Genomic DNA, 25473 nt, shown 5'->3' on the forward strand with positions numbered 1-25473 from the left:
TTGCTCAGTGTCCCGTCGCCCCCGGGTTCGCTCGACCGCCCCTGTCGGGCGGGCGACCGCACTGTCCTTTATCCTACGAGCATGCGTGGCAATGCTCGAACTGAAAACAAACGACCCCCGATCGCACGTGGCGAGCGGGGGTCGTTTTCCAGTCGAGAAGCGACTAGAAGCTGTTCACCTCGAGCGGGATGCCCGGGCCGAACGTGGTCGAAACTGCACCCTTGAGGACGTACTTGCCCTTCGAGGACGACGGCTTCAAACGGATGACCTCGTCGAGGGCGGCCGTGATGTTGTCGTTGAGCTGCTCCTGCGAGAACGACGCCTTGCCCACGATGAAGTGAACGTTGGCGTGCTTGTCGACGCGGAACTCGATCTTGCCACCCTTGATGTCGATCACGGCCTGAGCCGCGTTCGGGGTAACGGTGCCGGTCTTCGGGTTCGGCATGAGGCCACGGGGACCAAGTACCTTACCGAGGCGACCGACCTTGCCCATCATGTCGGGGGTAGCGACAGCCGAATCGAAAGCGGTGTAGCCAGCGGCCACCTTCTCGATGAGCTCGTCGCCGCCGACCTCGTCAGCGCCTGCAGCGATAGCTGCCTCAGCAGCTGCGCCGACTGCGAAGACGATGACGCGGGCGGTCTTGCCAGTGCCGTGGGGGAGGCTGACCGTGCCGCGAACCATCTGGTCCGCCTTGCGGGGGTCAACGCCGAGCTTGAGAGCGACCTCGACGGTGGAGTCGAACTTCGCTGAGCCCGTCTCCTTCGCGAGAGCGACAGCTTCGCTCGGGGTGTAGAACTTGCCAGCCTCGATCTTCTCGGCGGCGGCGCGGTATGCCTTTGACTTCTGAGCCATAATCTTTTTCGCCTCTCGCCTATTCGACCGTAATGCCCATCGAACGGGCGGTGCCCGCGATGATCTTCTCTGCAGCGTCCAGGTCGTTCGAGTTCAGATCGGCGCGCTTCTGCTCTGCGATCTGACGAACCTGCTCGCGGGTAATCTTCGCAACCTTGACGGTGTGCGGGGTGCCCGAGCCCTTCTGGACGCCGGCAGCCTTCTTGATGAGCTCAGCTGCGGGCGGGGTCTTCAGGATGAACGTGAACGAACGATCCTCATAGACGGTGATCTCAACGGGGACAACGTTGCCGCGCTGCGACTCGGTTGCTGCGTTGTACGCCTTGCAGAACTCCATGATGTTCACGCCGTGCTGGCCGAGAGCCGGACCAACGGGCGGTGCGGGGTTTGCAGCGCCGGCCTGGATCTGAAGCTTAATCAGACCCGTGACCTTCTTTGACTTTGCCATAATGATTCCTCTCCTCGAGCGAACGTGGCCGTTCGTTCTCCCGCATAGCTGGCGGTTCCAGTACGCGGTGCTGTTGCCGCCGAAACGAGTCCGGCCGCAAACTACATAAGCATAGCCCGTCTAGCGCGACCCCGCAAACAGTTCGGCGAGGGTGACTGCAGGGCAGGATCCTGGCGATCCGACTAGCCTCCCGCGCGCTCCGCAAGCAACAGGTCGCGGACCGAGCGGCGCAGCACCTTGCCGACGAGCGAGCGCGGGAGCTCGTCGACGACACTGATGCGGCGCGGCACCTTGTATGCAGTCAGGCCATCGCGGCAGAACTCGCGAAGCGCCGCCGGGTCGAAGGTCGCACCGTCCCGCAGTTGCACCGCGGCGACGACTTCTTCGCCGCCGGCGGCGCGCGGCAGCCCGACGACCGCGGCGTCGCGGACGTCCGGGTGACGCATGAGCATGTCTTCGACTTCCGAGGGCGACACGTTGAATCCGCCGGTGATGATGAGTTCCTTGATCCGGTCGACCACGGTTACAAACCCGTCGTCGGAGACTCGCACGATGTCGCCCGTGCGCAACCACCCGCCGGGCAGCAGCGTCGCGGCAGTCTCAGACGGGAGCCGCCAATAGCCCTGGAAGACCTGCGGTCCACGGACGAGCAGCTCGCCCTCCTCGCCGGCCGGGCGGTCGATCTCGGGCTGATCCGGATCAACCACACGAATGTCGGTGCTCGGGAACGGGACCCCGACGGTGCCGGGGCGCCGCGACGGGCCCATCGGGTTGCCGAGCGCGATCGGCGCGCTCTCGGTCATCCCGTACCCCTCGACGAGCAGCCCGCCGGTCACACTCTCCCAGCGGTCGACCGTGGCGGTCGGCAGGCTCATCGCACCGGAGATTGCAAAACGTATGCCGCGCAAGGCATCTGCGGCACCCTCCCCCGCGCGACGCGCGAGCTGATCGTAGATCGGGGGCACCGCCGGAAGGAACGTCGGCGGGGAATGCTTCGCGGCAGCGAAGACCAGGCCCGTGTCGAACTTCGGGAACAGCACGAGACGCGCACCGATGCTCATCGCGAACGTCAGGCAAAGCGTCATGCCGTAGGCGTGGAACAGGGGCAGGATCCCGTAAAAGACCTCTTCGCCCTCGCGCAGACCGGGCACCCAGGCCCGACCCTGCATGGCGTTTGCGCGCAAGTTCCGGTGCGTCAGGATCGCGCCCTTGGGGGATCCGGTCGTGCCGCTCGTGTACTGGAGCAGGGCGACATCGCCGATCTTCGGGCGAGGGTGACGCTTCGACAGCGCCCGGCCGCCCGTCACCCGATCCCAATCAAGCACACCCTTGGCGGTCACGCGCTGGGTGAGGGCATCGCGGGCGGCGCGGGCCTTTGCGATGGGCAGGCGCAGCGCGAGCCGCTTGCCGAACGGGAGGGCGCGGGTGAGGTTCACCGCGATGACGTGGCGGGGGCGGATATCGCTCGGCATCTCCGCGACCGTGTCGGCCACCGCATCCCAGACGATGGCGACGGTCGCGCCGTGGTCCTCGAACTGGTGCCGCAGCTCGCGCGCGGTGTACAAGGGGTTGTGCTCGACCACAATGGCGCCGAGACGCAGCACCGCGTAGAAGGCGACGACATGCTGCGGCGCGTTCGGCAGCACGAGCGCGACCCGGTCCCCCGCGCGCACCCCGAGTCGCTTGAGGCCACCAGCCGCCCGCGCGATCTGCTCGCCAAGCTCGCGATAGCTCGTCTCATTCCGGAAGAACTCGAGGGCCACCTTCGGGCCGAAGCGAGCGACCGCGTCGTCGATCATGTCGACGAGCGTCTCGGTGGGCTCAGCAATGTCGTGCGGCACACCCTCCGCGTAGTGCGCCAGCCATGGTCGTGCTTCGTACGGATTCACGGTGATCCCTTCCACCTACGGCAGTCTACGCGCGGGGGAAGAAGTCCCCGGAATACACCAATGGCCCGCCCGGAGAACCGGGCGGGCCATTGAAACGTTGGTGTGTCGCTAGACCATCTTCGAGACCTGGTCGAAGCTGAGCTCGACCGGGGTCTCACGCTCGAAGAGCGAGACGAGGACGGTGAGCTTGCCAGCCGCCGGGTTGATCTCGCTGATCGTGCCGGGCAGGCCCTCGAAGGAGCCGGACTTGATGGTGATGGTCTCGCCGACCTCGAAGTCGATCTCGGCGGGGCCCTGCGCCTTGGCATCGCCAGCAACGCCGGCCTTGCCACCCGCGGCGTTCGGCTCGAGCTCAACGGTGCTCTTCAGCATCTCGAAGGCCTCACTAAAGCGCAGCGGCACGGGGTTGTGGGCGTTGCCCACGAAGCCAGTGACACCGGGGGTGTGGCGGACGACTGACCAGGAGTTCTCGTTCAGCTCCATGCGGACGAGCACGTAGCCGGGGATCCGGACTCGCGTGACCATCTTGCGCTGGCCGTTCTTGACCTCCATGACCTCTTCCATGGGGACCTGGATCTCGTAGATATCCTCGATCGCCCCCATCGTCTCGCGACGGTTCCAGAGGTTCGACTTCACCTTGCGCTCGTAGCCGGCGTAGCTGTGCACGACGTACCACTTGCCGGGAGCCATGCGCAGTTCGCGCTTGAACTTCGCGTAGGGATCCTCGACGGGCTCTTCGCCCGCCAGCGCCTCGTCGACCGCGATCTCAGCGTCGACCGCATCGGTGACTACGCTCTCAGCGCTTGCTTCAGCCTCGGCGCCTACCGAATCAGCGCCAGTCTCAACCGAATCAGTCTCGGCCGAATCGGCGTCGACGGCATCCGCATCGGTGGACTGTACGAGCGCGTCAAGCGCCGCGTCAAGGTCGGCCTCGGAGGAATTCATATCTTCGGTCATGTGAATCTCTTTGCTCTCTGTACGAATCGATCGGGGTCGTGGCGATGGGCGGGGTCATCCGCCCGATCGGTTAGACCTGCGGCGCCCCGAAGACGAACACGACGAGCCAGCCGAACAGCTGGTCGAGCGCCCACACCAGCGCCATCATGATGACCACGAAGGCCAGCACAACGAGCGTGTAGTTGATGAGCTCCTTGCGGGTCGGTGTCGTGACCTTCTTGAGCTCCGCAATTACCTGCTGGATGAACAGAACAACGCGACCGAACCACGTCTTCTTCGCGGCACGGTCGGTCTTGGCCTGCTCGACAAGCCCGTTGCCGGTCTCCTCGATTTCACTGCCACTCACGCGCATTTGTCCTTTCAAGGCCCCGGTTGTACGTACCTGCACCGGGGAGTGGCAGGGCGGACAGGACTCGAACCTGCAACCTGCGGTTTTGGAGACCGCTGCTCTACCAATTGAGCCACCACCCTACAGAAGCTAACCCTGCCCTCGCCCTCTTCGCCGCTTCCCCAGAAATGGAGAAAATGACACAGAAAAGTCTGGGTAGAAATCAACTACCGGGACGAGTCTACGGGAAGATTCGCCGCATGTCTAACTGGGCCAACTCTGCCGTGCGGCTTTGCGGAAGGCGGAGCCGGGGCGCGCTGCCTGCCGCAGGCGTGCCCCACAAACCGTCCGGCAGGCAGGCCTTGTTCGTGCAAGCCGACCCAGTTGCGGCATACAAAGCGGCTTAGACTAGAGGGGTGAACCAGCTCCCTCGTCTCTCCCAGAAAATCGGCGCAATTGCCGAGTCCGCGACCCTCAAGGTCGACGGCAAAGCAAAGGCACTCCAGGCCGAAGGCCGTCTCGTCATCAGCTATGCCGCTGGCGAGCCGAACTTCGCGACCCCGGCGCACATCGTTGACGCCGCCCGTGCCGCGCTCGATGATCCCAAGAATTTCCGTTACACCGCGGCTGTGGGCCTCCCCGAGCTGCGAGAGGCGATCGCCGCGAAGACGCTGCGTGACTCGGGTCTCGAGGTCTCGCCCAGCCAGATCATCGTGACCAATGGCGGCAAACAGGCCGTCTACCAGTCATTCCAGGCACTGATCGACCCGGGCGATGAGGTGCTGCTGCCCAGCCCCTACTGGACCACCTACCCCGAGGCGATCCAGCTGGCCGGTGGCGTCTCGGTCGAGGTCTTTGCCGGCGCCGACCAGGGCTACAAGGTCACGGTCGATCAGCTTGAGGCCGCCCGCACCGAGAAGACGAAGGTGCTGCTGTTCGTCTCGCCGTCCAACCCGACCGGCGCTGTGTATTCCCCCGAAGAGACCCGCGCCATCGGCGAGTGGGCACTCGAGAAGGGCCTCTGGGTCATCTCCGACGAGATCTACCAGAATCTGACCTACGACGGCGTGCGCGCCATCTCGATCGTCGAGGCCGTCCCCGCCATCGCCGACCGCACCATTCTCGTCAACGGCGTCGCCAAGACGTACGCGATGACCGGCTGGCGCCTCGGCTGGATGATCGGCCCGTCCGACATCATCAAGGGCGCTGCGAACCTGCAGTCTCACCTCACCTCGAACGTCAACAACATCGCGCAGCGCGCGGCGATCGCGGCCCTGAACGGCTCGCAAGAGCCGATCGAGCAGATGCGTCTCGCGTTCGATCGCCGCCGCAAGGTGATCGTGGCCGAACTGAACAAGGTTTCGGGCTTCAACTGCCCGACGCCCGAGGGCGCGTTCTACGCGTACGTCGACGTCACCGCGGCGCTCGGCAAGACCTACCGCGGTGTCACGCCGACGACGTCGCTCGAGCTCGCCGATCTCATCCTCTCCGAGGTCGAGGTCGCGGCGGTTCCCGGCGAGGCCTTTGGACCGTCCGGCTACCTGCGCTTCAGCTACGCCCTCGCCGACGACGCGTTGCTCGAGGGGATCCAGCGCATTCAGGCACTGTTCGCCGAGTAGCTCTCGTTCGCCAGACGGCCCGTCCAGTGCGCATTGCGCTGGGCGGGCCGTTTGCGTTTTCCCGGCACCTGGCCCGGCAGGATCCTGCGCGCAATACCGAGCGCACGAAGTGTCGGGAGCGCACGCTATCGTGGGGATCACCGCATCGCTTTTTGGGGAGGACGATGATGACCATCGCTATCGACACCGACGACATGCAGATGTTGCGCGGGCGCCTCCGGGATGCCGCCGGCAAGATTGCTGACGCGGTGCCCCAAATGCCAGGAAGTGCCGCATTCGGGCCGGCCGTATTGGGCGCAGCGGTGGTGTCGTTTGAGTCGGCGATGCGCCAGAAGGCGGACGAGCTCCAGGAGCGCTGGTCGAAGCTCGAGACTGGCGTCCGCGAAACCTATGACGATATGAGCAAGGTCGAGTCGGACATCATCGCTAAGCTGCAGCGCGTCGAGGGACGGCCCGAATGAGCGCCGCCCCCGAGCTCCTCCGTCAGGGCGCCCAGCGCCTCGGCAAGTCCTGCTCAATCGGGTTCATCGGTTCGACGTTGCGCACGACGGACGCTGGCGGCGGACTCGCCGCGCGGCTCGGCATTTCCGGCCCCGACGGCCGGAAGACGGTCGAACTCGCGGCGGGCGAGACCGCTCCGCTTCCCGCGGGCGGGACGCTGCGGGTGCTCGAAATTTTCTTGAGCCCCGATGGCACCAAGGCGGCGGCCGCGATCGAGGTCCACGAGGGCGCGGAGCCAAGCGCATGAGCCGTGGCCGGAGGGTCGGCATCATCGTCGGTGCCCTCATCATCGCTGGTGCGGCGATCTGCGCCATCATCTTCGGCGTCGTCGGCATCTCGCAGACCGTGACGGCTGGCACGCAACCCCGGGTGTGCGGGGTCACCCTTGGCGTGACCTCTTCCGATCAGGGCGTGCGCTTGCTGGGCGCCTCAGACGCCACGCTGGTTCCCGGGGACCGCGTGCGCGTAGGCCCGATGTGCGTCGTGGAGGTCATCAGCATCGACGACTCCGGCGTGAACCCCGATGCCGACGGTGGCGGGGCACGCGTGCAGCTGAAGTGGAGACTGTGGTGAGCGGATTCGGCGACCCGGGCGCCGTAATGGCGGCGGCGGACGACCTCCTGCGGGCTTCCTCTGCGGCGGCGGACGCTCAGGGCCTCGCGAAGCGAGCTCGGCCCGAGGTGTGGATGGGCGAGGCCGCCGATGCGTTCACCACCTCGGCAACGAAGACCATCGCGCCCGCACGGCGTCTCGAGGACGCGCTCCGCGCTGCCAGCGGCACGCTGAGCCGGTATGCGGCGGCGCAGCGCGAGGCGCAATCGAGCTACGAGCATGCGCAGGCCGACTTCGATCGTTCGGCGCGGGCAGTACGCAGCAACCCCCTCGATATCCCGGCGGCCCTCAATCTCGTGCAATCTCGCCTCGCCGCGTTTGGCGCGCTCGGCCGACTGCAGGAGGCAGCTTCAATCGCGGCGGGCGAGCTGCGGGCGGCGAGCGGCGAGGACCGGGCAGACCGGCCCTGGTGGGACCCGTTCGGGTGGTTCAACGATGAGGACGACCCGGACGAACGGGTCTCCGAGAGCATCATGGACGACGACGCGTTCGACGCGGAGGATGTGTCGCAGGGCAGCATCGGCGACTGCTTCATGCTGAGCTCGATCGTCTCGCTGCTGAGCTCGGACGGCGGTGACGAGTTCATCCGCGAGAACGTACGCTGGGACGCGGACAAGGGCGGGTTCTGGGTCACGCTGTACTCCAACGGTGAACCCGAGGAGGTCTTTGTCGAGCACGTCTTCGACAACGGCGCGCGGCAGAATGACTGGCAGTGGCTGATCTTCGGCGGCGACAAGCCGTCGATTGCGGCGCTCTACGAGTCCGCGCTGCGAGAGAAGTACGGATACAGCTTCCTAGACGGCGGCGTCCCCTCCGAGGCGATGGAGTACATCACCGGCAAGGACGTCGACGAGATCAGTACTTCTGATTACTCGGGTCTGTCATCTTCGGACTTCGAGGAACTGCGCGAGGTCGTGAACGACGGCGGCCAGGTTGTGTTGTCGTCGCCGCGCGGCGGGGAACACCAGATCACGGTCGAAGCCCCGGACGGGAGCACCCGCGAGGTCGAGATCGTGACGGGCCACGCATATGCCGTCTCCCGCATAGACGCCGACGGCAGCGTCTGGGTGCGCAACCCCTGGGGACCGGGCAACAGCGCCGACGGTGGCGGCGAGTTCCGCGTCAGCGCCGACGACGCCACGGAACTATTCTGGCGGGCGGCGTCGACGAACGTCACCGAATAGCCGGGTGGGCCCGGTGCGCCGAGTGCGCGCTGCGCCGGGCAGGATCCTGCCTGAGGGTGCAGAGTTAGAGGTCTGAGATCAGGCGCTTGCCAAGCACGAGCACCTCGTCCTCGTCGTAGCCGAGGCCTTCGTACATCGCGGTGACCTCCGTGTTGTCGCGCCGGACCATGAGCATCACCTTGGGGCAGCCGCGCGCCTCGAGCAGGCGCTCGGCCTCGGCGATGAGGGCGGTCGCGACGCCCCGGCGCCGGGCAACGCCCGCGACTGCGAGGTAGTAGAGCCAGCCGCGGTGCCCGTCGGTGCCGGCCATCACTGAGCCGATGAGCGTGCGGTCAGCGATGTCTTCCGCGACGAGGAAGAGCTCCGGCTGCTCGGCGAGCTTGCGCTCAATATCGCGCGCCGGGTCGTTCCAGGGACGGGTGAGCTGCGCCTCGTGCCACAAAGCGACCACGGCGTCGGTGTCTGCGGGCTGAAACTGGCGAATCTGCATGGGGACATTCTGCCAGCTGTGCGCTAGCCGGAGCTCGGTCGTCTGCGACCGCGCGACCGCGCGCCCAAGCCGCTCGACGGGCGGCAATCGGGAAGAACTGGGGACACCAGGATCCTGCCCCTACGAAAACGGGCCCGCCCCAAAATGGGAGCGGGCCCGAAAACGGGAGCGGCGACTACTTGCGGAGCGCTGCAGCCTCAGCATCGGCCACGTCGAGCGCGGCGTCGATGATGTCGAGGCCCGTGATGAGGTCCTCTTCCGAGATGATCAGCGGAGGCGCGATCTGCAGGCGGTTGCCCGCAGCGAACGGCCAGAGGCCGGCAGCCTTGCAGGCCGCGACGACGCGGTTGAACGGGGCAGCAGCCTCGCCCGCGGCGTTGAACGGGACCAGCGGCTCGCGGGTCTCGCGGTCTACGACGAGCTCGAGCGCCCAGAACAGGCCCTTGCCGCGAACCTCGCCGATCGACGGGTGCTTCTCAGCCATCGCCTCGAGGCGGGGGCGCACGACGCGCTCGCCCAGGTCGCGCACGCGCTCCAGGATCTGCTCCTCTTCGAAGATGTCGAAGGTCGCGACGCCCGCAGCACAGGCCAGCGGGTGGCCCGAGTAGGTGAGTCCGCCGGGGAACGACTTCTGGTCGAAGGTGTTGTGGATCGCCTCGGAGATCACGACGCCGCCGAGGGGCACGTAGCCCGAGTTGACGCCCTTCGCGAAGGTGATGAGGTCGGGAGCCACGTTAAAGCCCTGGAACGCGAACCACTCGCCGGTGCGGCCGAAGCCGGCCATGACCTCGTCGCAGATCAGCAGGATGCCGAACTCGTCGCACAGTGCGCGGACGCCCTCGAGGTAGCCCGGGGTCGGGATCAGGATGCCGTTGGTGCCGGTGACCGACTCGAGGATGATCGCGGCGATGGTGCTGGCACCCTCGAGCACGATGGTGGAGCGCAGGTGTGCGAGCGCGCGCTCGGTCTCCTGCTCCGGGGTCTCCGCGTAGAAGGCCGAACGGTACGGGTAGGGGCCCGTGAAGTGCACGACACCCGAGTCGAGGGTGCCGTTCGCCCAGCGGCGCGGCTCACCCGTGAGGGTAATCGCGGTGCCGGTTGAGCCGTGGTACGAGCGGTAGCGGGCAAGCACCTTGTGCTTGCCCGTGTGGTGGCGGGCCATGCGGACCGCGTACTCGACGGCGTCAGCGCCGCCGTTGGTGAAGAACACCGAGCGGGCGCCCTCGAACGACTTCTCCACGATGCGCTTGGCGAGCTCGCCGCGCACGTCGTTGCCGAGAGCGGGCTGGATGGTCGCGAGGCGACCGGCCTGCTCCTGGATCGCCTTGACGAGGCCGGGGTGCTGGTGGCCGAGGTTCAGGTTGACGAGCTGAGACGAGAAGTCGAGGTACTCGGTGCCGTCGTAGTCCCAGAATCGCACGCCCTCACCCTTGGCGATGGGCAGCGTGTTGAGCGTGCCCTGCGCCGACCACGAGTGGAAGACGTACTGCTTGTCGTTCTCGCGCACCTCGCGCTGCGCGTCGTTGTCGCCGAAGGTCTGCTCGGCGCCGTAAAGGTCGATGTAGTCAGCCATATCGAGCTGTCCTTTCAAGTTGATGGGGAGACACCCGCGGGCTGTGCGGCATCAATGCCGCACAGCCCACAGTTGCTCAGTAGTTAGTTGTTAGCGGGGAAGCCCAGGTCGACGCGCGACTGGTCAGGCTTCGGCCAGCGCGTCGTAACGACCTTGCTGCGCGTGTAGAAGTTGATCGACTCGGGACCGTAGATGTGGGTGTCGCCGAACAGCGAGTCCTTCCAGCCACCGAACGAGAACGATCCCACCGGAACGGGGATCGGCACGTTGATACCGACCATGCCGGCCTCAACCTCGTACTCGAACTTGCGCGCCACGGCACCGTCCCGGGTGAAGATGCCCGTGCCGTTGCCGAACTGGTGGGAGTTGATGAGCTCGAGGCCCTCTTCGAAGGTGTCAACGCGGACGACCGCGAGGACCGGGCCGAAGATCTCGTCCAGGTACACCTTGCTGTCGGTCTTCACGTGGTCGATCAGCGAGATACCCGTGAAGAAGCCGTTGCCCTCGAACTTCTTGTCGCGGCCGTCGAGGACGACAACGCCACCTTCGGCCTCGGCGCCAGCGACGTAGGACTCGACGCGAGCCTTCGCCTCAGCGGTGATGAGCGGGCCCATCTCCGACTTCGGGTCGGTGCCGTCACCGATCTCGAGCTTCTCGACGCGCTCGACGATCTTCGAGACGAGCTCGTCGCCCACGCCACCAACGGCGACGACAACCGAGATCGCCATGCAGCGCTCGCCGGCCGAGCCGTAGGCTGCCGAAACAACGTTGTCGGCGGTGTTGTCGAGGTCTGCGTCGGGCATGACCATCGCGTGGTTCTTTGCGCCGCCGAGAGCCTGGACGCGCTTGCCGTTCGCCGCAGCGGTCTCGTAGATGTAGCGAGCGATCGGGGTCGAGCCGACGAAGCTGATCGCCTTGACGTTCTTGTGCGTGAGCAGCGTGTCAACGGCAACCTTGTCGCCGTGCACGACGTTCAGCACGCCGTCGGGCAGGCCAGCCTCGCGGAACAGATCCGCCAGGAAGACCGAGGCAGAGGGATCGCGCTCGGAGGGCTTGAGCACGACGGTGTTGCCGCAGGCGATCGCGCTGGCGATCATCCACAGGGGCACCATGACGGGGAAGTTGAAGGGGGTGATCGCCGCGACGACGCCCACCGGCTGCTTGATCGAGTGCACGTCGATACCGGTCGATACGTTCTCGTCGCGCTCGCCCTTGAGCAGGTGCAGTAGACCCGATGCGAACTCGACGTTCTCGAGGCCACGGGCGATCTCGCCGGCAGCGTCCGAGAGGACCTTGCCGTGCTCGCTCGTCACGATTGCGGCGAGCTCGGGGGTGCGCTGCTTGAGCAGCTGGCGCAGGTTGAAGAAGACGTCGGCGCGCTTCGTCAGGCTCGTGTTGCGCCACATCGGGAGGGCAGCGTGTGCCGCGGCGATGGCCAGCTCGACGGTCTCAACCGAAGCGATGCCCAGCTCGTGCTGCTGCTCGCCGGTTGCCGGGTTGTAAACGGGCTGGATGCGCTCTGCAGCGTCAATCTTTTCGCCGCCGATGACGTGGGGGATACGTGCCATGTGCCGATCCACTCCCTCTCTTGTACTCACTGATGGTGACTCTTGCGGGAGGTTCCCGCTGCCGGATGCCTTCGCGCACGCAAAGTGTACGAAGTCAGAATCCCGGTGATGTTGCTAGTATTGCAGCGAACACCGGCCCCGGAGCCGGTCAGAGCATCGGCACTTTCTCCGATTGACAGACAGACTGTCTGGCCACTGGATCCTGCCGCACGCGCCGCACGCAGCAGAGGAATTGCGATGATTGATCTGGACAAGCACGCCCCGCTCCCCACGGTGCGCGAGGTGCTCGCGCTGCCCGAGTTCGCCGCGGGCGAGCCGACGCTGATCGCGGGCGGGGCCGGCCTCGATGCCCCCGTGCGTTGGGCTCACGTCGCCGCCGGCGAGGGCGTCGCGTCGCTGCTGGACGGTGGCGAGCTGATCCTGACGACGGGCGCGGGTTGGCCACAGGATCCTGCCGCTCGTGCCGCACTGTTTGCGGGTCTGCTCGACGCTGGCGTCGCCGCCATCGTGCTCGAGATTAGCCGCCACCTCGACGCGGCCCCCGACCTGCTCGTCGAGGCGTGCGAGGAGCGTGGCGTCCCCCTGATTGTGCTCGCGCGCGAGGTGCGCTTCGTGCAGATCACGCAGCGCGTGCACCGCCTCATCCTCGCCGGGCAGAGCGAGGCGTTGCAGGCGCGCGCTACCGTGCACGCCATGCTGACGGAGCTCGGCCTCAACCGCAGCCCCGTCGACTACGTCATTGAGCGTCTCGCCGAGGCCATCGGCGCGCCCGTCGTGCTCGAGAACTCGGCGCACGACGTCATCGCGTGGTCGAGCCCGTCGCTCGGCGACGATCCCGAAGAGGTGCTCGCAGCCTGGGCGCCCCGGCCGGCGGGCGGCGTTCTGCTGCCCGAAGGATGGGAACAGGTGCCGGTCGAGGCACGCGGCACGCGTTGGGGCGCTCTGACCGCCCTGCCCGGGCCGGCGCACCCCGCGGGGCGCCGCACCGTGCTCGAACTCGGCGCATTCGCGCTCGCCCTCGGACGCCTCGCCGACACCGACGCTGACCAGTGGGTGCGCTTCAGCTCGAAGCAGCTTGTCGAGCGGCTGCTCGCCGGACGGTACCGTCGCGACACCGAGCTCGCCGTGCAGCTCGCGGCGGGCGGGCTGCCGGTCGAGGATCGGACGCTCGTCGGGGTCACCCTGCGCGGCACCGGCGACTTCGGCTCGCACGGCTCGCTCGAGCGCGCGGTGCTCGAGACCGCGCTGCGCCGCTCGATCGCGCCCGAGGGCCGGGCCATCATCGCCGCGGACGACGGCGTCGAGGGGTCAGACGCCGGCGCTGACTCGGCAGGATCCGGGCAGGTCTTGCTCGCCCTGCTCTCGTTCCCGCTCGGCGACCCGCGCATTGATCCTGCCGCCGATCAGGGCGCGGCCCCTCCCCTAGCCAGCCGCCTGGCCCGCGAGCTCGAGATGCTCGTGCCCACGACCGTGCCCGCGGGCTGGCGCGCGCACCTCGCGATCGGCATTCCGGATCGCGGCGTTCGCGGGCTCGTCACCTCCCTCGAACGCGTGCGGGCGGCGGGGCGGCTCGAAGCCGCCGCTCGCATCGGACGCGTGACGGTGCAGCAGGCGGCGAGGCAGCCACTCGCCTACCTCGTCCGCGGGTTCTCTGGCTCCCCCGAACTCCAGGAGTTCGTCACCGAGACCCTCGGCCCGGTGCTCGACTACGACCGCACGCGCGCGGGCGACCTCGTCCGCGTGCTGGCCGCCTACACCGAGCACCCGACGAACCGTTCACTTGCGGCTCAGCAGTCACGGCTGTCACGCTCGGTGTTCTACCAGCGGCTCGCCCTGATCGAGGACCTGCTCGGGGTCGACCTCGCCGACGGCACCACGATCGCGACGCTCACTGTCGCCTTGATCGCGGCGAAGGAGCGGTAGAGCAGGTTCCGCCGGGCGCGCAACCCGGTCGCGTCGTTTTCACTCCTGAGTAGATCTGCGCTCAGTAGTACCGATTTCACGATTTCGGCCCGATTCTGCGCATTTCTACTCTTGGGCGCAAGGGCCGGCGCCGACGCGAACTCCAGACGCACAGCGACCCCGCACCCATCGGTGCGGGGTCGCTGTGCGGAACAGCCAGAGCTACTTGCGGCGCAGGACCGCGAGCGCCTCGACGTGATGCGTGTGCGGGAAGAGGTCGAAGCCGCGCACCGACTGCAGCTCGTAGCCCAGCTCGGAGAACGTCGCCACATCGCGCGCGAGCGCCACCGGGTCACACGCCACGTAGATGAGGTTCGCCGGGGCGAGCTCGGCCAGCATGCGGCAGACCTCTCCGCCCGCACCCGAGCGCGGCGGGTCGAGCACGACGGTGGCGTTGCGGATGCGTTCGCGCGAGACGGCGTTCGCCTCGCGCAGCAGGCCGCCGAGATAACGGTCGACGCGCTCGGTGATGGCGCGTGCGCCCACGAGCTCGGCCAGGTTCTCGGCGGCGTCGTCGGTCGCATTGGCATCGGACTCGACGCTCGTGACCTTGAAGTTCGCGCCCATGGCCTCGGTCATGGCCGCGGCAAAGAGGCCGGCACCGCCGTAGAGGTCCATGTTTGCGGCGTTCGCGTCGACGCGGCCCTCCTCCGCAAGCGCGGCGACGGCGTCGCGGATCGCCGTGAACAGCACCTCGGGCGCCTCGCGGTGCACCTGCCAGAATCCGCCGGCGCGCACCATGAAGCCGCGCTCGCCCACGAACTCGCGAATGAGGTCTTTCTCGCCGGCGCGCTCGCGCGAGCCCGTGTAGGTGATGAGCATGCGCGAGTCATCGGCGCTCGGGGCGATGAGGTCGACCGAATCGACGTCCGGCATGTGCTCGCCGAGCGGCGCGATCGCGACGATGCGCGGGTCAGCCAGCGGCAGCGTCTTCGTCTTGATGACGCGGCGGCTGCGGGCGGCGAAGGGGCCGGCGATGCCGGTCTCGGGGTCGACGTTCAAGCGGACGCGCGTGCGCCAGCCGAGGCCGTTGTTATCGCGGTCGCCGGGGGCTGCCTCGACGGCGACGTCGATGTCGATCTTCGCCATGCGGGACATCGAGTCACGCAGCACAAACGCCTTGAGCTCGCGCTGCTTCTTCAGCGAGATGTGACCGAACTCGGCGCCGCCGACGCGATCGTCGGGGTCACGCGACACGTCGGCCTCGGGCCAGACGTGGGGGCGGCGATCGGGCGACGCCTCGAGCACCTGCGTGACGCTCGCGCGAACGAACGACTTCTTACGGGCCTCGGTGACGCGGGCCATCACGCGCTCCCCGGGGATTGCGTCGGCCACGAAGACCACGCGGCCCTCATAGCGAGCCACGCACACGCCGCCGTGGGCGAGGTTGGTGATCTCAAGTTCGATCTCGTCGCCGATTGCGAGCGCTGCGTTCTGGGTCATGTGCTCTATTCTCTCAGGCCGCGGCTGAGAAGGCGTGCGCGGCGTGCGCCTCGCCCGCTCGATACACTCGGCCCATGGAACTCGGCACTCTGCAACTCGTCCTCGCATCCACCTCCCCCGCCCGGCTTGCGGTGCTGCGCGCCGCCGGGATCGAGCCGATTTGCTTCTCACCCGAGGTCGACGAACGCGCCGCGGTCGAGGCCCGTGAAGCGGAGCTTGGCCGCCGCCTCAGCGCGCCCGAAATGGTCGAGTACCTCGGCCGGGTCAAGGCAGAGGACGTCGTCGCGCGCCACGGCCACGAGATTAACGGGCTCGTGCTCGGCGGCGACTCGGCGTTCCTGCTGGACGACGCGATCCTGGGCAAGCCGCACCTGCCCGAGGTGGCGCTGGCACGGGCGCAGGATCACCGCGGCCGATCAGGCGTGCTGCACTCAGGGCACTGGTTGATCGACCACCGTGCCGGAACCACGCAGCGCGCGGTGGGCGCCGTCGACACCGCGACGGTGCGCCTCGCCGCCGACGTCACCGACGCTGAGCTCAGCGCGTACGTCGGAACGGGCGAGCCGCTCGAGCTCGCGGGCGGCTTCGCGATCGACGGTTTGGCGGGCGCGTTCATCGAATCGATCGAGGGCGCCCCGAGCTGCGTGATCGGGCTGTCGCTGCCCGCGCTCCGCCGCATGGTGCGGGAGCTCGGGCACGAGTACCCGGCGCTTTGGAATCGCGGGGCCTAGCCCCGACGCCGGCGGCGGGGCCGCTGGACGCCCCTGCCGCCGAACGCCCTAGAGCTTTTCGCGGTGCTCGTCGCGCAGCTGTGCCACGGCGCGGGCCAGCGTCGGGTCGTCGCCGCGGGCGAGCGCAGCGTACTCGAGCACGACGCCGTCCTCGCTCGGGACCGCCTTCACCCACATGCGGCGGCGCGGCACGAACAGTGAGGTCAGCAGGCCGAAGGTCGCGATCAGCGCGAAGATTAGGATCCAGACCTGGGCCGGGTTGCGCATCACGTCGAAGGAGACGTAGCGCGGCACCGACTCGAGTGTGACCGAGCCGAGGCCGTTCGGCAGCTGGACCGTCTCCCCCGGCGTCAGCTGCAGCGACTTGACGTCGGTGCCGCGGCCGGTGAGCTGCTCCATCTTGCTGGTGTCGAGCGCGTACACCGACTGAGGCACGCCCCCATCGATGCCGAGGTCGCCGACGAACGCGTCGATCGTGAGCACGGGGTTCTCGAGGTCGGGGTAGTTCGAGGTGAACGCGCCCGATTCGAGGTCTGCCTTTGTCGGGTAGAAGAACCCGCGCAGGCCGAGCTGCGTGCCCAGTCCGTCCGGGACCTTGATGACGCCGAGCGAGGTGAGGTTCGTGTCTTGCGGGATGAACGGCACGGCCTCTTGGAAGACGACCTCGCCCTCCGCATCGCGCACCGTGAGCTTCGGCGCGTAGCCGTTGCCGAGCAGGTACACCTGCGAGCCATACACGCGGAGCGGGTGATTCACCTTGACCTGCTCGGACGACTCGGTGCCGTCCGGCTTGATCAGGGTGACCGACGCGGTGAAGTCGCGCACCTGGCCAAGCGCGTCGAGGTTGCCGTCGTCGGGCGTGACGTACACGACGTCGAGGTCGTCGAGGCGGAGGCTGAACGGAATGAGGCTCGCCTCGTCAAAGCCGCGGCCCGGGTTCACCGTGTCGAAGTCGATGATGGCGTTGACCATCGATTCGCCCTCGACGATCACGCGCTGGCCGTGGAAGGTGAGCGCGCCGCCGACACCGACGAACACGAGCACGCCGACCAGGCCGACGTGGAAGAGTAAGTTGCCGGTCTCGCGGAGGTACCCGCGTTCGGCTGACACCGAGACTTCAGTGACTCCGCGGCGCTCGGTGTGCTGCGTCTGCACGCGATAGCGCTGGCGGCGCAGGATCTTCGCCGCGGCGTCGATTGCCTGGGTCGCGAACGCTTCGCGCTCGGTGGGAGTCGACTCGGGGTTTGAGATGCGCGTCTCGGCGAAGCCGGCCATGCGCTGGAGGCGGGCCGGCGTCTTAGGCGGTGCCCCGCGCAGCGCCTTCCAGTGGTGCGCGATGCGGGGCAGCACGCAGCCGATGAGCGAAATGAACAGCAGCAGGTAGATCGCCGAGAACCACACCGAGCCGTAGACATCGAACGCCTGGATGGGGAAGGCGTCAAGAATCGCGAACGCCTTCGGGTCATTGGTTTGATAGGCAATGACGCCGTTCGGGTCGGCGCTGCGCTGCGGCAGCAGGGATCCTGGGATGGCCGCGACCGCAAGCAGCAACAGCAGAATCAACGCGACCCGCATGCTCGTCAGCTGTCGCCAGAACCAGCGCAGGTAACCCCGAACGCCCAGCTCGGGCGACTCGACCTTGTAGGCCGTGTTCTGCGAGGCCGGCATCGAGCCGTCGTAAAAATCAGAGGGGCGTGACATAGCCGCCAATCACCGCCTGCAGTTCGAACATGATGATGCTCCAGAGTCCGGTCACCATCAGCAGACCGATGAGAACCATCATCGCACCGCCGATCAGGTTGACAGTGCGGATATTGCGCTTGAAGAATCCGGTGGCCTGGGTCATCCAGCCAAAGCCGAGCGCGGCCGCGAGGAACGGGAGGCCGAGGCCGACGCAGTAGGCAAGGCCGAGCACGACTGCGCGCCCGGTCGACTGCGTCTGCAGGCCGAGGGTCATGATGGTCGCGAGTGTGGGGCCGAGGCAGGGCGTCCAGCCGATGGCGAAGACAATGCCGAGCGCGGGCGCGCCAATCAGGCCGACCTTTGGTTTCACGTGCAACTTTTTCGTGCGTTGGAAGCCGCCAAAGAGCCCCATAAACACGAGGCCCATGACGATGACGATCGCGCCCATCACCCGGGTGATGACGCCCTCCCACTGCACGAGCCAGGCGCCGACGGTGCCCGCAAGCGCCATCATCAGCACGAAAACCAGCGAGAAGCCGGCGATGAACAGCAGCACGCCAGTCACGACCCGGCGGCGATCGCGGCGCGCGTCGGCCTTCTCGTCGCCGGTGCGTACGCCGGATCCGGCCACGCCGCCGACGTACGCGAGATACCCCGGCACGAGCGGGAGCACGCACGGGGACAGGAAGGAGATCAGGCCCGCGGCAAGCGATACCGCGAGGGCAACGAGCATCTGCCCGTCGGCCACCGTCTGCTGAATGTCCACTGGGGCTACGCCGCGTCCTCTGCCAGGGTTTCCTTCACGAGGGTGCGCAGCTGTGAGGCAGACGCGATCTGGCCGACCACGCGGTGGGCCACGCGGCCCTCGCGGTCGAGCACGAGCGTCGTGGGCACCGCGTTGAGGGGGATCTGGCCCGCGAACGCGCGCTGCACGGCTCGGTCGCCGACCGAGTCCATGATCGAGGGGTACTCGATCTCGAACTCCTTCGCGAACTGCAGCGCCTGAGCGGCCTGATCACGCGTGTTCACCCCGAGAAAGCGCACCTCGTCATCGGCGTACTCGGCGTCGATCTCGGCCAAGTCGGGGGCCTCGGCGCGGCACGGCGCGCAGCCGGCGTACCAGAAGTTCACCACCGTGACAGTACCCACATAGTCGGCAGAGACGATGGTTTCGCCCTGCTCTCCCTCGCCCGTGAACTCGACGGGCTGGGTGCGCGCCTCAGGGGTGATCGAGGTGGTGGTGCCGTCGCCTGCGATGAACCCTTTGTCGCTGCCGTCCGCCCACTGCTGGGCGAGCGTATCGCCGCCGCCCGAGCAGCCAGTCAGCGCTGCGGCGAGCGCGAGCGGGAGTGCGGCGAGCGCGAGGGTGCGCCTGCGGGTACTGCGCTGGGTCATACCGCCCCAACGTCCTTCGCCCCGGCGACCAATTCGGCGGCGGGAGTGCGATAGTCGACCTCGAACCAGCGTTCGCCGCGGCGTTCAAAGGTCGTGATGCTCGAAAGCTCGCAGCGGCGCGAGCGGGGGTCGTGGAAGAGCGCTTTGCCCGCGACGTCGAGGTGGGTCACCCAGATGGGCGCCTGGTGCGTGACGAAGACGATGTCGCCGCCGTCGGTTGCGTCCCACGCGTCGTTCATCGCGTCACGCATGCGCGAGGCGATCGAGCGGTAAGGCTCTCCCCAGCTCGGACGGAACGGGTTGATGAACTTGAGCCAGTGCTTCGGGTTCTTGAACGCGGCGTCAGGGCCCGAATTCTTCAGCCCCTCAAAGGCGTTCGTGGGCTCGATGATGCGCGCATCGGTCACGATCTCGAGGCTGAGTGCGCCCGCGATGGGCCGCGCCGACTGCTGCGTGCGCTCGAGCGGAGACGCCGCGAGCTTGCGCACGATGCGGTCGCTGCCAGCGAGTTCAAGCGCGGCGGCCTCGGCCATCGCATGGCCGCGCTCGGACAGACGGAACTCGGGAAGTCGTCCGTACAGTACGCCGTCGGGGTTATAGACCTCGCCGTGGCGCACCAGGTGCAGGAGTTTGTCGCTCACGTGCCCATTCTACGTTCGGCGTGGCTGGGAGTTCGGGGGTGGCCCCATCTTCACCCTCGGCCGCCCGCCCCGGCCATCTTCGGCCTGCTCGGCCCCGGTGTGGGCGTGCGTCGGTGGTCCCCCGGTCCCCGGGTCCCCGGTCCCCGGTCCTCTTGTCCCCGGCCCCCCGGTCCCCTGGACCCCCTTGTCCCTGGTCCCCCACCGAGGCGTCTCAATCTGCGGCTTCAATCGCCGGGAAGCCGCAGATTGAGACTTCTCGTCGGAGCTTCCCGCGCAGAATGGCAGGATCCTGCGACCCCGCCACGCCCGATAGACTGTGCGGGTGACTGAACGAGTGAAGATCAAGGATCTGCCCGCCCTCGAAGACGGCGTTGTCCGTGTTTCCGGCTGGGTCGAAAAGGTGCGCGACCAGCGCTACGTCCAGTTTGTCGTCCTGCGCGACGAGACCGGCGCAGTGCAGCTCGTCAACGGTGGCGTGCTGCGCGAGGCCGATCCCGAGAATCCGCGCTCCGACATCCTGCTGGCACGCACCACCACGATCGCCGAACTCACGCACGGCACGTTCATCACGGTGACGGGCGAACTGCAGCACAACGAGCGCGTCAAGCTCGGCGGCGTCGAGGTGCAGATCGAAACGATCGAGGTGGTCGCCGCGGCGCTTCCCGAGACCCCGATCGCCGACGACTCAAGCCTCGACAAGCGCCTCGACTGGCGCTTCCTCGATCTGCGTCGCCCCGAGCAGCAGCTCATCTTCCGCGTGCAGACTACGTTCGAGCACGCGATGCGCCAGGTTTGGGTCGAGCGCGACTTCATCGAGATCCACACCCCCAAGCTCATGGCCAGCGCCTCCGAGTCGCGCGCCGAGCTCTTCGAGGTCGAGTACTTCGGCGAGAAGGCGTACCTCGCGCAGAGCCCCCAGTTCTTCAAGCAGATGGCGCAGGCCGCAGGCTTCGGCGGCATCTTCGAGATCGCCCCGGCGTTCCGCGCCGACCCCTCGTTCACTTCGCGACACGCGACCGAGTTCACCTCGGTCGACACCGAGCTCAGCTGGATCGACTCGCACGAGGACGTCATGGCGCTCCACGAGGAGCTCATCGTTGCCGGCCTCACCGCGGTTAAGGAAAAGCACGGCGAGGCAATCCTGAAGCACTTCAAGGTCGAGGTCACCGTCCCCGAGCGCCCGTTCCCTCGCATTCCCCTGGCCGAGGCCAAGGAGATCGTGAAGGACCGCGGCTACGAGGTGCCCCGCACCGACGCCGACATGGACCCCGAGGGTGAGCGCCAGATCTCGGCCTACGTCAAGGAAAAGTACGGCCACGAGTTCGTCTTCCTCACCGACTACGACGCCTCGATTCGCCCGTTCTACCACATGCGCAACGAGGAGAACCCGGAGCTCACGAAGAGCTACGACCTGCTCTTCAACGGCACCGAGATCTCGACCGGCGCGCAGCGCGAACACCGCATCGAGGTGCTCGAGGCGCAGGCCATCGAAAAGGGGATGGACCCGGAAGAACTCGCGTTCTACCTGGACTTCTTCCGCTACGGCGTCCCGCCGCACGGTGGCTTCGGCATGGGCCTGAACCGCGTCCTAATGCTGCTCTTGCACCAGACGTCGATCCGCGAGGTCACGTACCTCTTCCGCGGCCCGACGCGCCTGCTGCCCTAGGCTGCACGCACGAAAAAAGGGGGCAGGATCCGCGCGACGGATCCTGCCCCCTTCGTCGTGTTGCGAGGCCCTGCGCCGCCTACTAGGCGATCCGGCGCAAGACGACGAGGCTGTCGCCGATGGTCGCCGGTCGCCCCTCGGGGTCGAGGATCTCGCGCTGCACAACTTCGGCGCGCAGCGTCTCCCATTCCTGCGCATGCTCGCCGCCCGGCGCGATCCCGAGGTCGCGAAGCTCGCTCTCGGGGCTCGGGAAGACCGGCTCGGCGCCAGGCTCAAAGGTGACCCACGACGGCGCCGCGGCGTGCGAAACGAGCACAAGATGCCCACCCGGCGCGACCAGGCGTGCCGCGGCTCGCAGAATGGTCGCGCGGGGCAGCTCGACGGGTGACTGAAAGAAACTTGCGCTGACAAGGTCCATGCCGGTGAGCCCGAGCTCAGCGAGCTCCCGATCACCGAGCGTCGCCAGGTCAGCGACCACGAAGCGTGCGCGATTCTCCGAGAGCCCGGCCGCCGCTGCCGCCTCGTTTGCGCGCGCCACCGCGGTGGCAGAGATATCGACGCCGGTCGCCTGCCAGCCACGCTGGGCGAGCCACAACGCGTCGCCGCCCTCGCCTGAGCCCAGGTCGAGCGAGCGTCCCGGGGCGAGCTCTGCCACGACCGCGGCGAGAGTCGCGTTGACCTTGCCCGACCAGACCGGCCCGGCACCGCCGTAGTGGTTCTCCCAGAACGCCACTGGGTCTTGCTCGATCTCACCGTGTCTGTGCCCTTGCCCGTGCCCGTGCCCCTGCGCCTGCGCCGGAGCGGGAGCGGGAGCGGCCTCCTCGGCGACGGCCCGGGCGTAGTCCTCCTCCACGAGCGCAAAGTTTGCCGCGGCCGCGGCCATGACACCCGCGCCCATCGCAACGGGCACGACCGCCGGGCCATGCACGACGTTGCCAGCCGCCCAGATGCGCGGGTCGCTCGTCTGACCCATCGCGTCGACCACGAGAAAGTTCCCCCACGGCAGGTCGTTTCGTTCCAACCCGAAGTCTGCCAGGAACTCGTCCCTGGGCTGCATCGCGCTCGTGACGAACACCGCATCGACGGGGTAAGCGCCTCCTCGCCCGGTGACGACCGCCGACACCTGCGTGCCTTCTCCCTCAATCCTCACGACCGGGTCGGTCACGAGCGTCACGCCGCGCGCCGCGAACCCGCGCGCGGTCTCCGCGTCGATCTCGCCAAGCCCGGCGCTAAACACCGTCACGTCGTCGCTCCACTGCCGCAGCAGCTTGGCCTGATGCATCCCCATCGGCGAGGTCGTCACGATGCCGATTCGGCCGCCGCGCGCCTCCCAGCCGTGGCAGTACGGGCAGTGCAGCACACTCTGCCCCCAGCGCTCCGCCAGGCCAGGGATGTCAGGAAGCACATCCGTCAGGCCGGTCGCCACGATGAGCGCGCGGGTGTCGAGCGCCTCGCTCGCCTCGCCCTCAAGCGTGACCCGCAGGCCGTCAGGCGTTTCGGTCACCGTTTGCACGAGCCCCGAGCGGAACTCGACGCCGTATCGCGCGGCCTCGGCTCGCCCGATCTCGCCGAGTTCCTCGGGCGTCTTTCCGTCCAGGCCGAGCACGTTGTGCACGTGCGCCGTGAATCGGTTGCGCGGGTCGCCCGCGTCGATCACGAGCGTCTTGCGCAACGAACGTCCGAGCGTCTGCGCGGCGCTGAGCCCTGCTGCGCCGCCCCCGATCACGATGGCATCCCATGTTTGCTGAGTCATGGTTCCATTTTTAGCCGGATATGCGATACTCGCAAATGAGATTGCAGAAACAGCAAGGAGATTTCGCGATGAACGAACTCGATCTACTGGGGCCAAGGCTGCGCGCCGCGAGACAGGAGCGCGGCTGGACGCTCGAAGAACTCGCGGGACGAGCGAGCATGTCGGTGAGCACGCTGTCCCGACTTGAGTCGGGCAAGCGTCAGGCGAGCCTCGAGCTGATCCTGCCCTTGACGCGCCAGCTCGGCATCCGCGTGGACGACCTCCTCGATCAGCCGGCGCTCGACCCGCGCGTGCATCGCCCGGCAATCCGGAGAGACGGGCTCACGATCGCCCCGCTCACGCGGGAGGAGTCTGAGGTGCGGGCCTTCAAGATCACGTATCACCCTGACGCACCAGAACGCCCGCTACAAACCCACGAGGGTCACGAGTGGCTGTACGTGCTCTCGGGGCGCCTGCGCCTGGTGCTCGGAGACCGGGAGCACGTGCTCGCACGCGGCGAGGCCGCCGAGTTCGCCACCACGACGCCGCACTCTATGCGGGCCGAGGGGGCAAAGCCCGCGGAGATCATCAGCCTCTTCAACACCGTCGGCGAGCGCTTGCATCTGCACGGGAGCGCCCCCTCTCCCGAACGGGAAACTAGACCGTAAAGTCGGTGGCGACGCGGCCTACCGCGTGCGACTTCACGACCGCACCTGCCGCGACGTGATCCGGGTGCGTCGCGTACAGCGCGAGACCCTCGGCGTCGTCGAAGTCGACGATCAGCGTGAGGTCCCAGTTGTCGCCAGGAAAGAGCTCATTGCGGTGCACGCTCAGCGCACGGACACTGGGCACGAGGGTCGCGAGCGGCTCGAGCGCCGCGGCGATCTCGGCCGCTTGCGCGTCACGGTCGGCGACGCTCTCGCCACTCAGTTTCCAGTTGACGATGTGGCGAAAGGCCATTTCTTCGTGCTCGCTTTCCGAATTGCGGTGGTCAGGCGTGCCGGATCGACCCGCCAGAAGCTGTGCTTACGCCCGTTCACGAGCACGACAGGGATCTCCTCGGCATACTTCGTCGCCAGGGCCGCGTCCTGCAGAATGTCGAGCTCGACGAACTCCGTCGAGACGTCCGCCTCGGCCGCGCGCACGAGTTCGATCGCCTCGCGTGCTTCGTCGCAGAGGTGACACCCGGGCTTCCCGATGAGAGTCAGCTGAACCGTGCGCATCCTCGTATTCTACGCGTCGGCGCAGGCGGATACGCGTCCGCTCAGGCGCGCACGCCGGGCACAAGAAAGGCACGACACCGAGCCCCCGAGGGGATTCGGCGCCGTGCCGTCACGTTGCTCTGAGGCTACGTCTACTTCTTGTTGCGACGCTGGTGGCGAGTCTTCCGAAGCAGCTTCCGGTGCTTCTTCTTCGCCATCCGCTTGCGGCGCTTCTTAATGACAGAACCCACGATTACCTCACAAAGTCAGCGGGACCTCGGTCGTTCGTGGCCCACAAAACACTTATCCTACCGTCGCTTGCGACGAAGCGCGAACCGCCCGGCAAACTCGGCGTAAAAACCGCGCCGTTCCGGCTATCCGCGCAGGCGGAATCGGGCGACAAGTTCCTTCACTTGATGCTCCGCGATGGCTGCGGCGCGGCCGACCTTCTCGGCGGCGGCCGCGACACTGTCAGACAGGATCTCCGCTTCGTCGAAGCCGTCGAGCGATCCGCCGGCGCCTCCGAGTACCTCGCCAGACTCGGTGACGTACTCGACGGTCACCTCGGTGTCGAAGCCCGCCGAGAGGAACGGAATCACAAAGTCCTCGATCATCTCGAGCGGCTCGGCGTTCAGCGAGTAGTAGCGGTGCTGCCCGTCCTCACGAACCGTCACGAGCTCGGCTTCGCGCAGCACTTTGAGGTGCTTCGATACGGTCGGCTGACTGGTCTCCATTTGGGCCACGATCTCAGACACGCTGATCTCCTCGTCGCGCATGCGGCGCTCGAGAAGGATCTGCAGGATGTCGCGCCTAGTCGCGTCGGCGATAACCCCGAAAATGTCTGGCATGCTCCCAGCGTATCCCGCGAAGTGTGTACGATGACAACCGCCGAGTCTCCAGTTTCTAGGAGTCACCGCGGAACTTCGTTCAGGAAGCAGAGTCAGTGAGGGTAAGCAACGCCACGCGGCGGGGCGATTTTCGCCAGAGCGGTAGCAC

27 protein-coding genes and 1 tRNA gene are annotated in these 25473 nt (G+C 67.3%); 9 read left to right on the forward strand and 19 right to left on the reverse strand.

What is annotated here, in order from left to right; translation table 11 throughout:
- Positions 1–163: 163 nt before the first annotated feature.
- From rplA to JW030_RS12180, 6 genes are all read right to left on the reverse strand, one after another.
- The gene (gene rplA, locus JW030_RS12155; RefSeq protein WP_188045567.1) at positions 164–853 is read right to left on the reverse strand and encodes a 50S ribosomal protein L1; all 690 of its coding nucleotides are present in this window, start codon (positions 851–853) and stop codon (positions 164–166) included.
- Between the two features lie 19 nt (positions 854–872).
- The gene (rplK, locus tag JW030_RS12160; protein WP_188045566.1) at positions 873–1301 is read right to left on the reverse strand and encodes a 50S ribosomal protein L11; all 429 of its coding nucleotides are present in this window, start codon (positions 1299–1301) and stop codon (positions 873–875) included.
- 182 nt (positions 1302–1483) lie between these two features.
- Complete coding sequence (locus JW030_RS12165) at positions 1484–3196, reverse strand: long-chain-fatty-acid--CoA ligase (protein ID WP_188045680.1); 1713 nt, start codon at positions 3194–3196, stop codon at positions 1484–1486.
- 102 nt (positions 3197–3298) lie between these two features.
- On the reverse strand, positions 3299–4147 hold the full coding sequence (nusG, locus tag JW030_RS12170; protein WP_188045565.1) for a transcription termination/antitermination protein NusG: 849 nt from the start codon (positions 4145–4147) through the stop codon (positions 3299–3301).
- Positions 4148–4217: 70 nt separating this feature from the next.
- A complete protein-coding gene (gene secE, locus JW030_RS12175; protein ID WP_241095458.1) occupies positions 4218–4493 on the reverse strand; it encodes a preprotein translocase subunit SecE in 276 nt (91 codons plus the stop codon).
- Positions 4494–4542: 49 nt separating this feature from the next.
- Positions 4543–4618 (reverse strand) — tRNA-Trp (locus JW030_RS12180).
- Positions 4619–4891: 273 nt separating this feature from the next.
- Here JW030_RS12180 and JW030_RS12185 point away from each other — a divergent pair.
- From JW030_RS12185 to JW030_RS12205, 5 genes are all read left to right on the forward strand, one after another.
- Complete coding sequence (locus tag JW030_RS12185; RefSeq protein ID WP_188045563.1) at positions 4892–6094, forward strand: pyridoxal phosphate-dependent aminotransferase; 1203 nt, start codon at positions 4892–4894, stop codon at positions 6092–6094.
- 164 nt (positions 6095–6258) lie between these two features.
- Complete coding sequence (locus JW030_RS12190; RefSeq protein ID WP_188045562.1) at positions 6259–6555, forward strand: hypothetical protein; 297 nt, start codon at positions 6259–6261, stop codon at positions 6553–6555.
- On the forward strand, positions 6552–6842 hold the full coding sequence (locus JW030_RS12195; RefSeq protein ID WP_188045561.1) for a hypothetical protein: 291 nt from the start codon (positions 6552–6554) through the stop codon (positions 6840–6842). The genes JW030_RS12190 and JW030_RS12195 overlap by 4 nt, the downstream gene beginning before the upstream one ends.
- Entirely contained in the window at positions 6839–7168 is a 330-nt protein-coding gene (locus JW030_RS12200; protein ID WP_188045560.1) for a hypothetical protein, read from the forward strand. The genes JW030_RS12195 and JW030_RS12200 overlap by 4 nt, the downstream gene beginning before the upstream one ends.
- Positions 7165–8391: a C2 family cysteine protease gene (locus JW030_RS12205; RefSeq protein ID WP_188045559.1), complete on the forward strand. Its 1227-nt coding sequence runs from the start codon at positions 7165–7167 to the stop codon at positions 8389–8391. The genes JW030_RS12200 and JW030_RS12205 overlap by 4 nt, the downstream gene beginning before the upstream one ends.
- A gap of 64 nt (positions 8392–8455) precedes the next feature.
- Here the strand turns inward: JW030_RS12205 and JW030_RS12210 are convergent, their stop codons facing one another.
- The 3 genes from JW030_RS12210 to JW030_RS12220 form a co-directional block, all read right to left on the reverse strand.
- Positions 8456–8881, reverse strand: coding sequence for a GNAT family acetyltransferase (locus JW030_RS12210; protein WP_188045558.1), 426 nt, complete (start codon positions 8879–8881; stop codon positions 8456–8458).
- 175 nt (positions 8882–9056) lie between these two features.
- The gene (locus JW030_RS12215) at positions 9057–10454 is read right to left on the reverse strand and encodes an aspartate aminotransferase family protein (RefSeq protein WP_188045557.1); all 1398 of its coding nucleotides are present in this window, start codon (positions 10452–10454) and stop codon (positions 9057–9059) included.
- Between the two features lie 83 nt (positions 10455–10537).
- Positions 10538–12022 (reverse strand): CoA-acylating methylmalonate-semialdehyde dehydrogenase, encoded by a 1485-nt coding sequence (locus tag JW030_RS12220; RefSeq protein ID WP_188045556.1) that lies wholly within the window; start codon positions 12020–12022, stop codon positions 10538–10540.
- 237 nt (positions 12023–12259) lie between these two features.
- Between JW030_RS12220 and JW030_RS12225 the strand changes: the two genes are divergently transcribed.
- Positions 12260–13945, forward strand: coding sequence for a PucR family transcriptional regulator (locus JW030_RS12225; protein ID WP_188045555.1), 1686 nt, complete (start codon positions 12260–12262; stop codon positions 13943–13945).
- A 201-nt stretch (positions 13946–14146) separates the two neighbouring features.
- Here the strand turns inward: JW030_RS12225 and JW030_RS12230 are convergent, their stop codons facing one another.
- Entirely contained in the window at positions 14147–15427 is a 1281-nt protein-coding gene (locus JW030_RS12230) for a class I SAM-dependent RNA methyltransferase (RefSeq protein WP_188045554.1), read from the reverse strand.
- Positions 15428–15516: 89 nt separating this feature from the next.
- On the opposite strand from JW030_RS12230, the gene JW030_RS12235 reads away from it, so the two are divergent.
- Complete coding sequence (locus tag JW030_RS12235; RefSeq protein WP_188045679.1) at positions 15517–16158, forward strand: nucleoside triphosphate pyrophosphatase; 642 nt, start codon at positions 15517–15519, stop codon at positions 16156–16158.
- Positions 16159–16206: 48 nt separating this feature from the next.
- Here the strand turns inward: JW030_RS12235 and JW030_RS12240 are convergent, their stop codons facing one another.
- Genes JW030_RS12240 through JW030_RS12255 form a run of 4 tightly spaced genes read right to left on the reverse strand, consistent with a single transcriptional unit; the run spans position 16207 to position 19877 of the window.
- On the reverse strand, positions 16207–17859 hold the full coding sequence (locus tag JW030_RS12240) for a cytochrome c biogenesis protein ResB (protein ID WP_188045553.1): 1653 nt from the start codon (positions 17857–17859) through the stop codon (positions 16207–16209).
- Positions 17843–18607 carry a cytochrome c biogenesis CcdA family protein gene (locus tag JW030_RS12245; protein ID WP_370567029.1) on the reverse strand — a complete coding sequence of 255 codons (765 nt, stop codon included), beginning with the start codon at positions 18605–18607 and terminating at the stop codon, positions 17843–17845. Before JW030_RS12245 ends, JW030_RS12240 begins: the two co-directional genes overlap by 17 nt.
- Before the next feature lie 5 nt (positions 18608–18612).
- Positions 18613–19236 (reverse strand): TlpA disulfide reductase family protein, encoded by a 624-nt coding sequence (locus JW030_RS12250; protein ID WP_188045552.1) that lies wholly within the window; start codon positions 19234–19236, stop codon positions 18613–18615.
- The gene (locus JW030_RS12255) at positions 19233–19877 is read right to left on the reverse strand and encodes a histidine phosphatase family protein (protein WP_188045551.1); all 645 of its coding nucleotides are present in this window, start codon (positions 19875–19877) and stop codon (positions 19233–19235) included. The genes JW030_RS12250 and JW030_RS12255 overlap by 4 nt, the downstream gene beginning before the upstream one ends.
- A gap of 322 nt (positions 19878–20199) precedes the next feature.
- On the opposite strand from JW030_RS12255, the gene aspS reads away from it, so the two are divergent.
- Positions 20200–21543, forward strand: coding sequence for an aspartate--tRNA(Asn) ligase (aspS, locus tag JW030_RS12260; RefSeq protein ID WP_188045550.1), 1344 nt, complete (start codon positions 20200–20202; stop codon positions 21541–21543).
- A gap of 82 nt (positions 21544–21625) precedes the next feature.
- Here the strand turns inward: aspS and JW030_RS12265 are convergent, their stop codons facing one another.
- Positions 21626–23296, reverse strand: a complete 1671-nt coding sequence (locus tag JW030_RS12265) for a bifunctional NAD(P)/FAD-dependent oxidoreductase/class I SAM-dependent methyltransferase (RefSeq protein ID WP_188045549.1) — start codon at positions 23294–23296, stop codon at positions 21626–21628.
- A gap of 68 nt (positions 23297–23364) precedes the next feature.
- Here JW030_RS12265 and JW030_RS12270 point away from each other — a divergent pair, with 68 nt between their 5' ends.
- Positions 23365–23943, forward strand: a complete 579-nt coding sequence (locus JW030_RS12270; RefSeq protein ID WP_188045548.1) for a helix-turn-helix domain-containing protein — start codon at positions 23365–23367, stop codon at positions 23941–23943.
- Here JW030_RS12270 and JW030_RS12275 read toward each other — a convergent pair.
- The 4 genes from JW030_RS12275 to JW030_RS12290 all read right to left on the reverse strand — a co-directional run bounded on the left by JW030_RS12275 (position 23933) and on the right by JW030_RS12290 (position 25325).
- Positions 23933–24235 (reverse strand): Dabb family protein, encoded by a 303-nt coding sequence (locus JW030_RS12275; protein ID WP_188045547.1) that lies wholly within the window; start codon positions 24233–24235, stop codon positions 23933–23935. The two genes, JW030_RS12270 and JW030_RS12275, sit on opposite strands and share 11 nt — an antisense overlap.
- Positions 24202–24498 (reverse strand): glutaredoxin family protein, encoded by a 297-nt coding sequence (locus tag JW030_RS12280; RefSeq protein ID WP_188045546.1) that lies wholly within the window; start codon positions 24496–24498, stop codon positions 24202–24204. The genes JW030_RS12275 and JW030_RS12280 overlap by 34 nt, the downstream gene beginning before the upstream one ends.
- Before the next feature lie 131 nt (positions 24499–24629).
- Positions 24630–24728 (reverse strand): 30S ribosomal protein bS22, encoded by a 99-nt coding sequence (locus JW030_RS12285; RefSeq protein WP_003792170.1) that lies wholly within the window; start codon positions 24726–24728, stop codon positions 24630–24632.
- 123 nt (positions 24729–24851) lie between these two features.
- Positions 24852–25325 (reverse strand): helix-turn-helix transcriptional regulator, encoded by a 474-nt coding sequence (locus JW030_RS12290; RefSeq protein WP_188045545.1) that lies wholly within the window; start codon positions 25323–25325, stop codon positions 24852–24854.
- Positions 25326–25473 lie beyond the last annotated feature (148 nt).

Origin of the sequence: Leucobacter sp. CX169, assembly GCF_017161405.1 — a bacterium.
Taxonomy (GTDB): domain Bacteria; phylum Actinomycetota; class Actinomycetes; order Actinomycetales; family Microbacteriaceae; genus Cx-87.

Coding starts and splice junctions, on each gene's coding strand:
- rplA (WP_188045567.1), bottom strand. CDS start 853: ATGGCTCAGAAGTCAAAGGCATACCGCGCCGCCGCCGAGAAGATCGAG.
- rplK (WP_188045566.1), bottom strand. CDS start 1,301: ATGGCAAAGTCAAAGAAGGTCACGGGTCTGATTAAGCTTCAGATCCAG.
- nusG (WP_188045565.1), bottom strand. CDS start 4,147: ATGACCGAAGATATGAATTCCTCCGAGGCCGACCTTGACGCGGCGCTT.
- JW030_RS12190 (WP_188045562.1), top strand. CDS start 6,259: ATGATGACCATCGCTATCGACACCGACGACATGCAGATGTTGCGCGGG.
- JW030_RS12195 (WP_188045561.1), top strand. CDS start 6,552: ATGAGCGCCGCCCCCGAGCTCCTCCGTCAGGGCGCCCAGCGCCTCGGC.
- JW030_RS12200 (WP_188045560.1), top strand. CDS start 6,839: ATGAGCCGTGGCCGGAGGGTCGGCATCATCGTCGGTGCCCTCATCATC.
- JW030_RS12210 (WP_188045558.1), bottom strand. CDS start 8,881: ATGCAGATTCGCCAGTTTCAGCCCGCAGACACCGACGCCGTGGTCGCT.
- JW030_RS12215 (WP_188045557.1), bottom strand. CDS start 10,454: ATGGCTGACTACATCGACCTTTACGGCGCCGAGCAGACCTTCGGCGAC.
- JW030_RS12220 (WP_188045556.1), bottom strand. CDS start 12,022: ATGGCACGTATCCCCCACGTCATCGGCGGCGAAAAGATTGACGCTGCA.
- JW030_RS12225 (WP_188045555.1), top strand. CDS start 12,260: ATGATTGATCTGGACAAGCACGCCCCGCTCCCCACGGTGCGCGAGGTG.
- JW030_RS12230 (WP_188045554.1), bottom strand. CDS start 15,427: ATGACCCAGAACGCAGCGCTCGCAATCGGCGACGAGATCGAACTTGAG.
- JW030_RS12240 (WP_188045553.1), bottom strand. CDS start 17,859: ATGTCACGCCCCTCTGATTTTTACGACGGCTCGATGCCGGCCTCGCAG.
- JW030_RS12250 (WP_188045552.1), bottom strand. CDS start 19,236: ATGACCCAGCGCAGTACCCGCAGGCGCACCCTCGCGCTCGCCGCACTC.
- JW030_RS12265 (WP_188045549.1), bottom strand. CDS start 23,296: ATGACTCAGCAAACATGGGATGCCATCGTGATCGGGGGCGGCGCAGCA.
- JW030_RS12270 (WP_188045548.1), top strand. CDS start 23,365: ATGAACGAACTCGATCTACTGGGGCCAAGGCTGCGCGCCGCGAGACAG.
- JW030_RS12275 (WP_188045547.1), bottom strand. CDS start 24,235: ATGGCCTTTCGCCACATCGTCAACTGGAAACTGAGTGGCGAGAGCGTC.
- JW030_RS12280 (WP_188045546.1), bottom strand. CDS start 24,498: ATGCGCACGGTTCAGCTGACTCTCATCGGGAAGCCCGGGTGTCACCTC.
- JW030_RS12290 (WP_188045545.1), bottom strand. CDS start 25,325: ATGCCAGACATTTTCGGGGTTATCGCCGACGCGACTAGGCGCGACATC.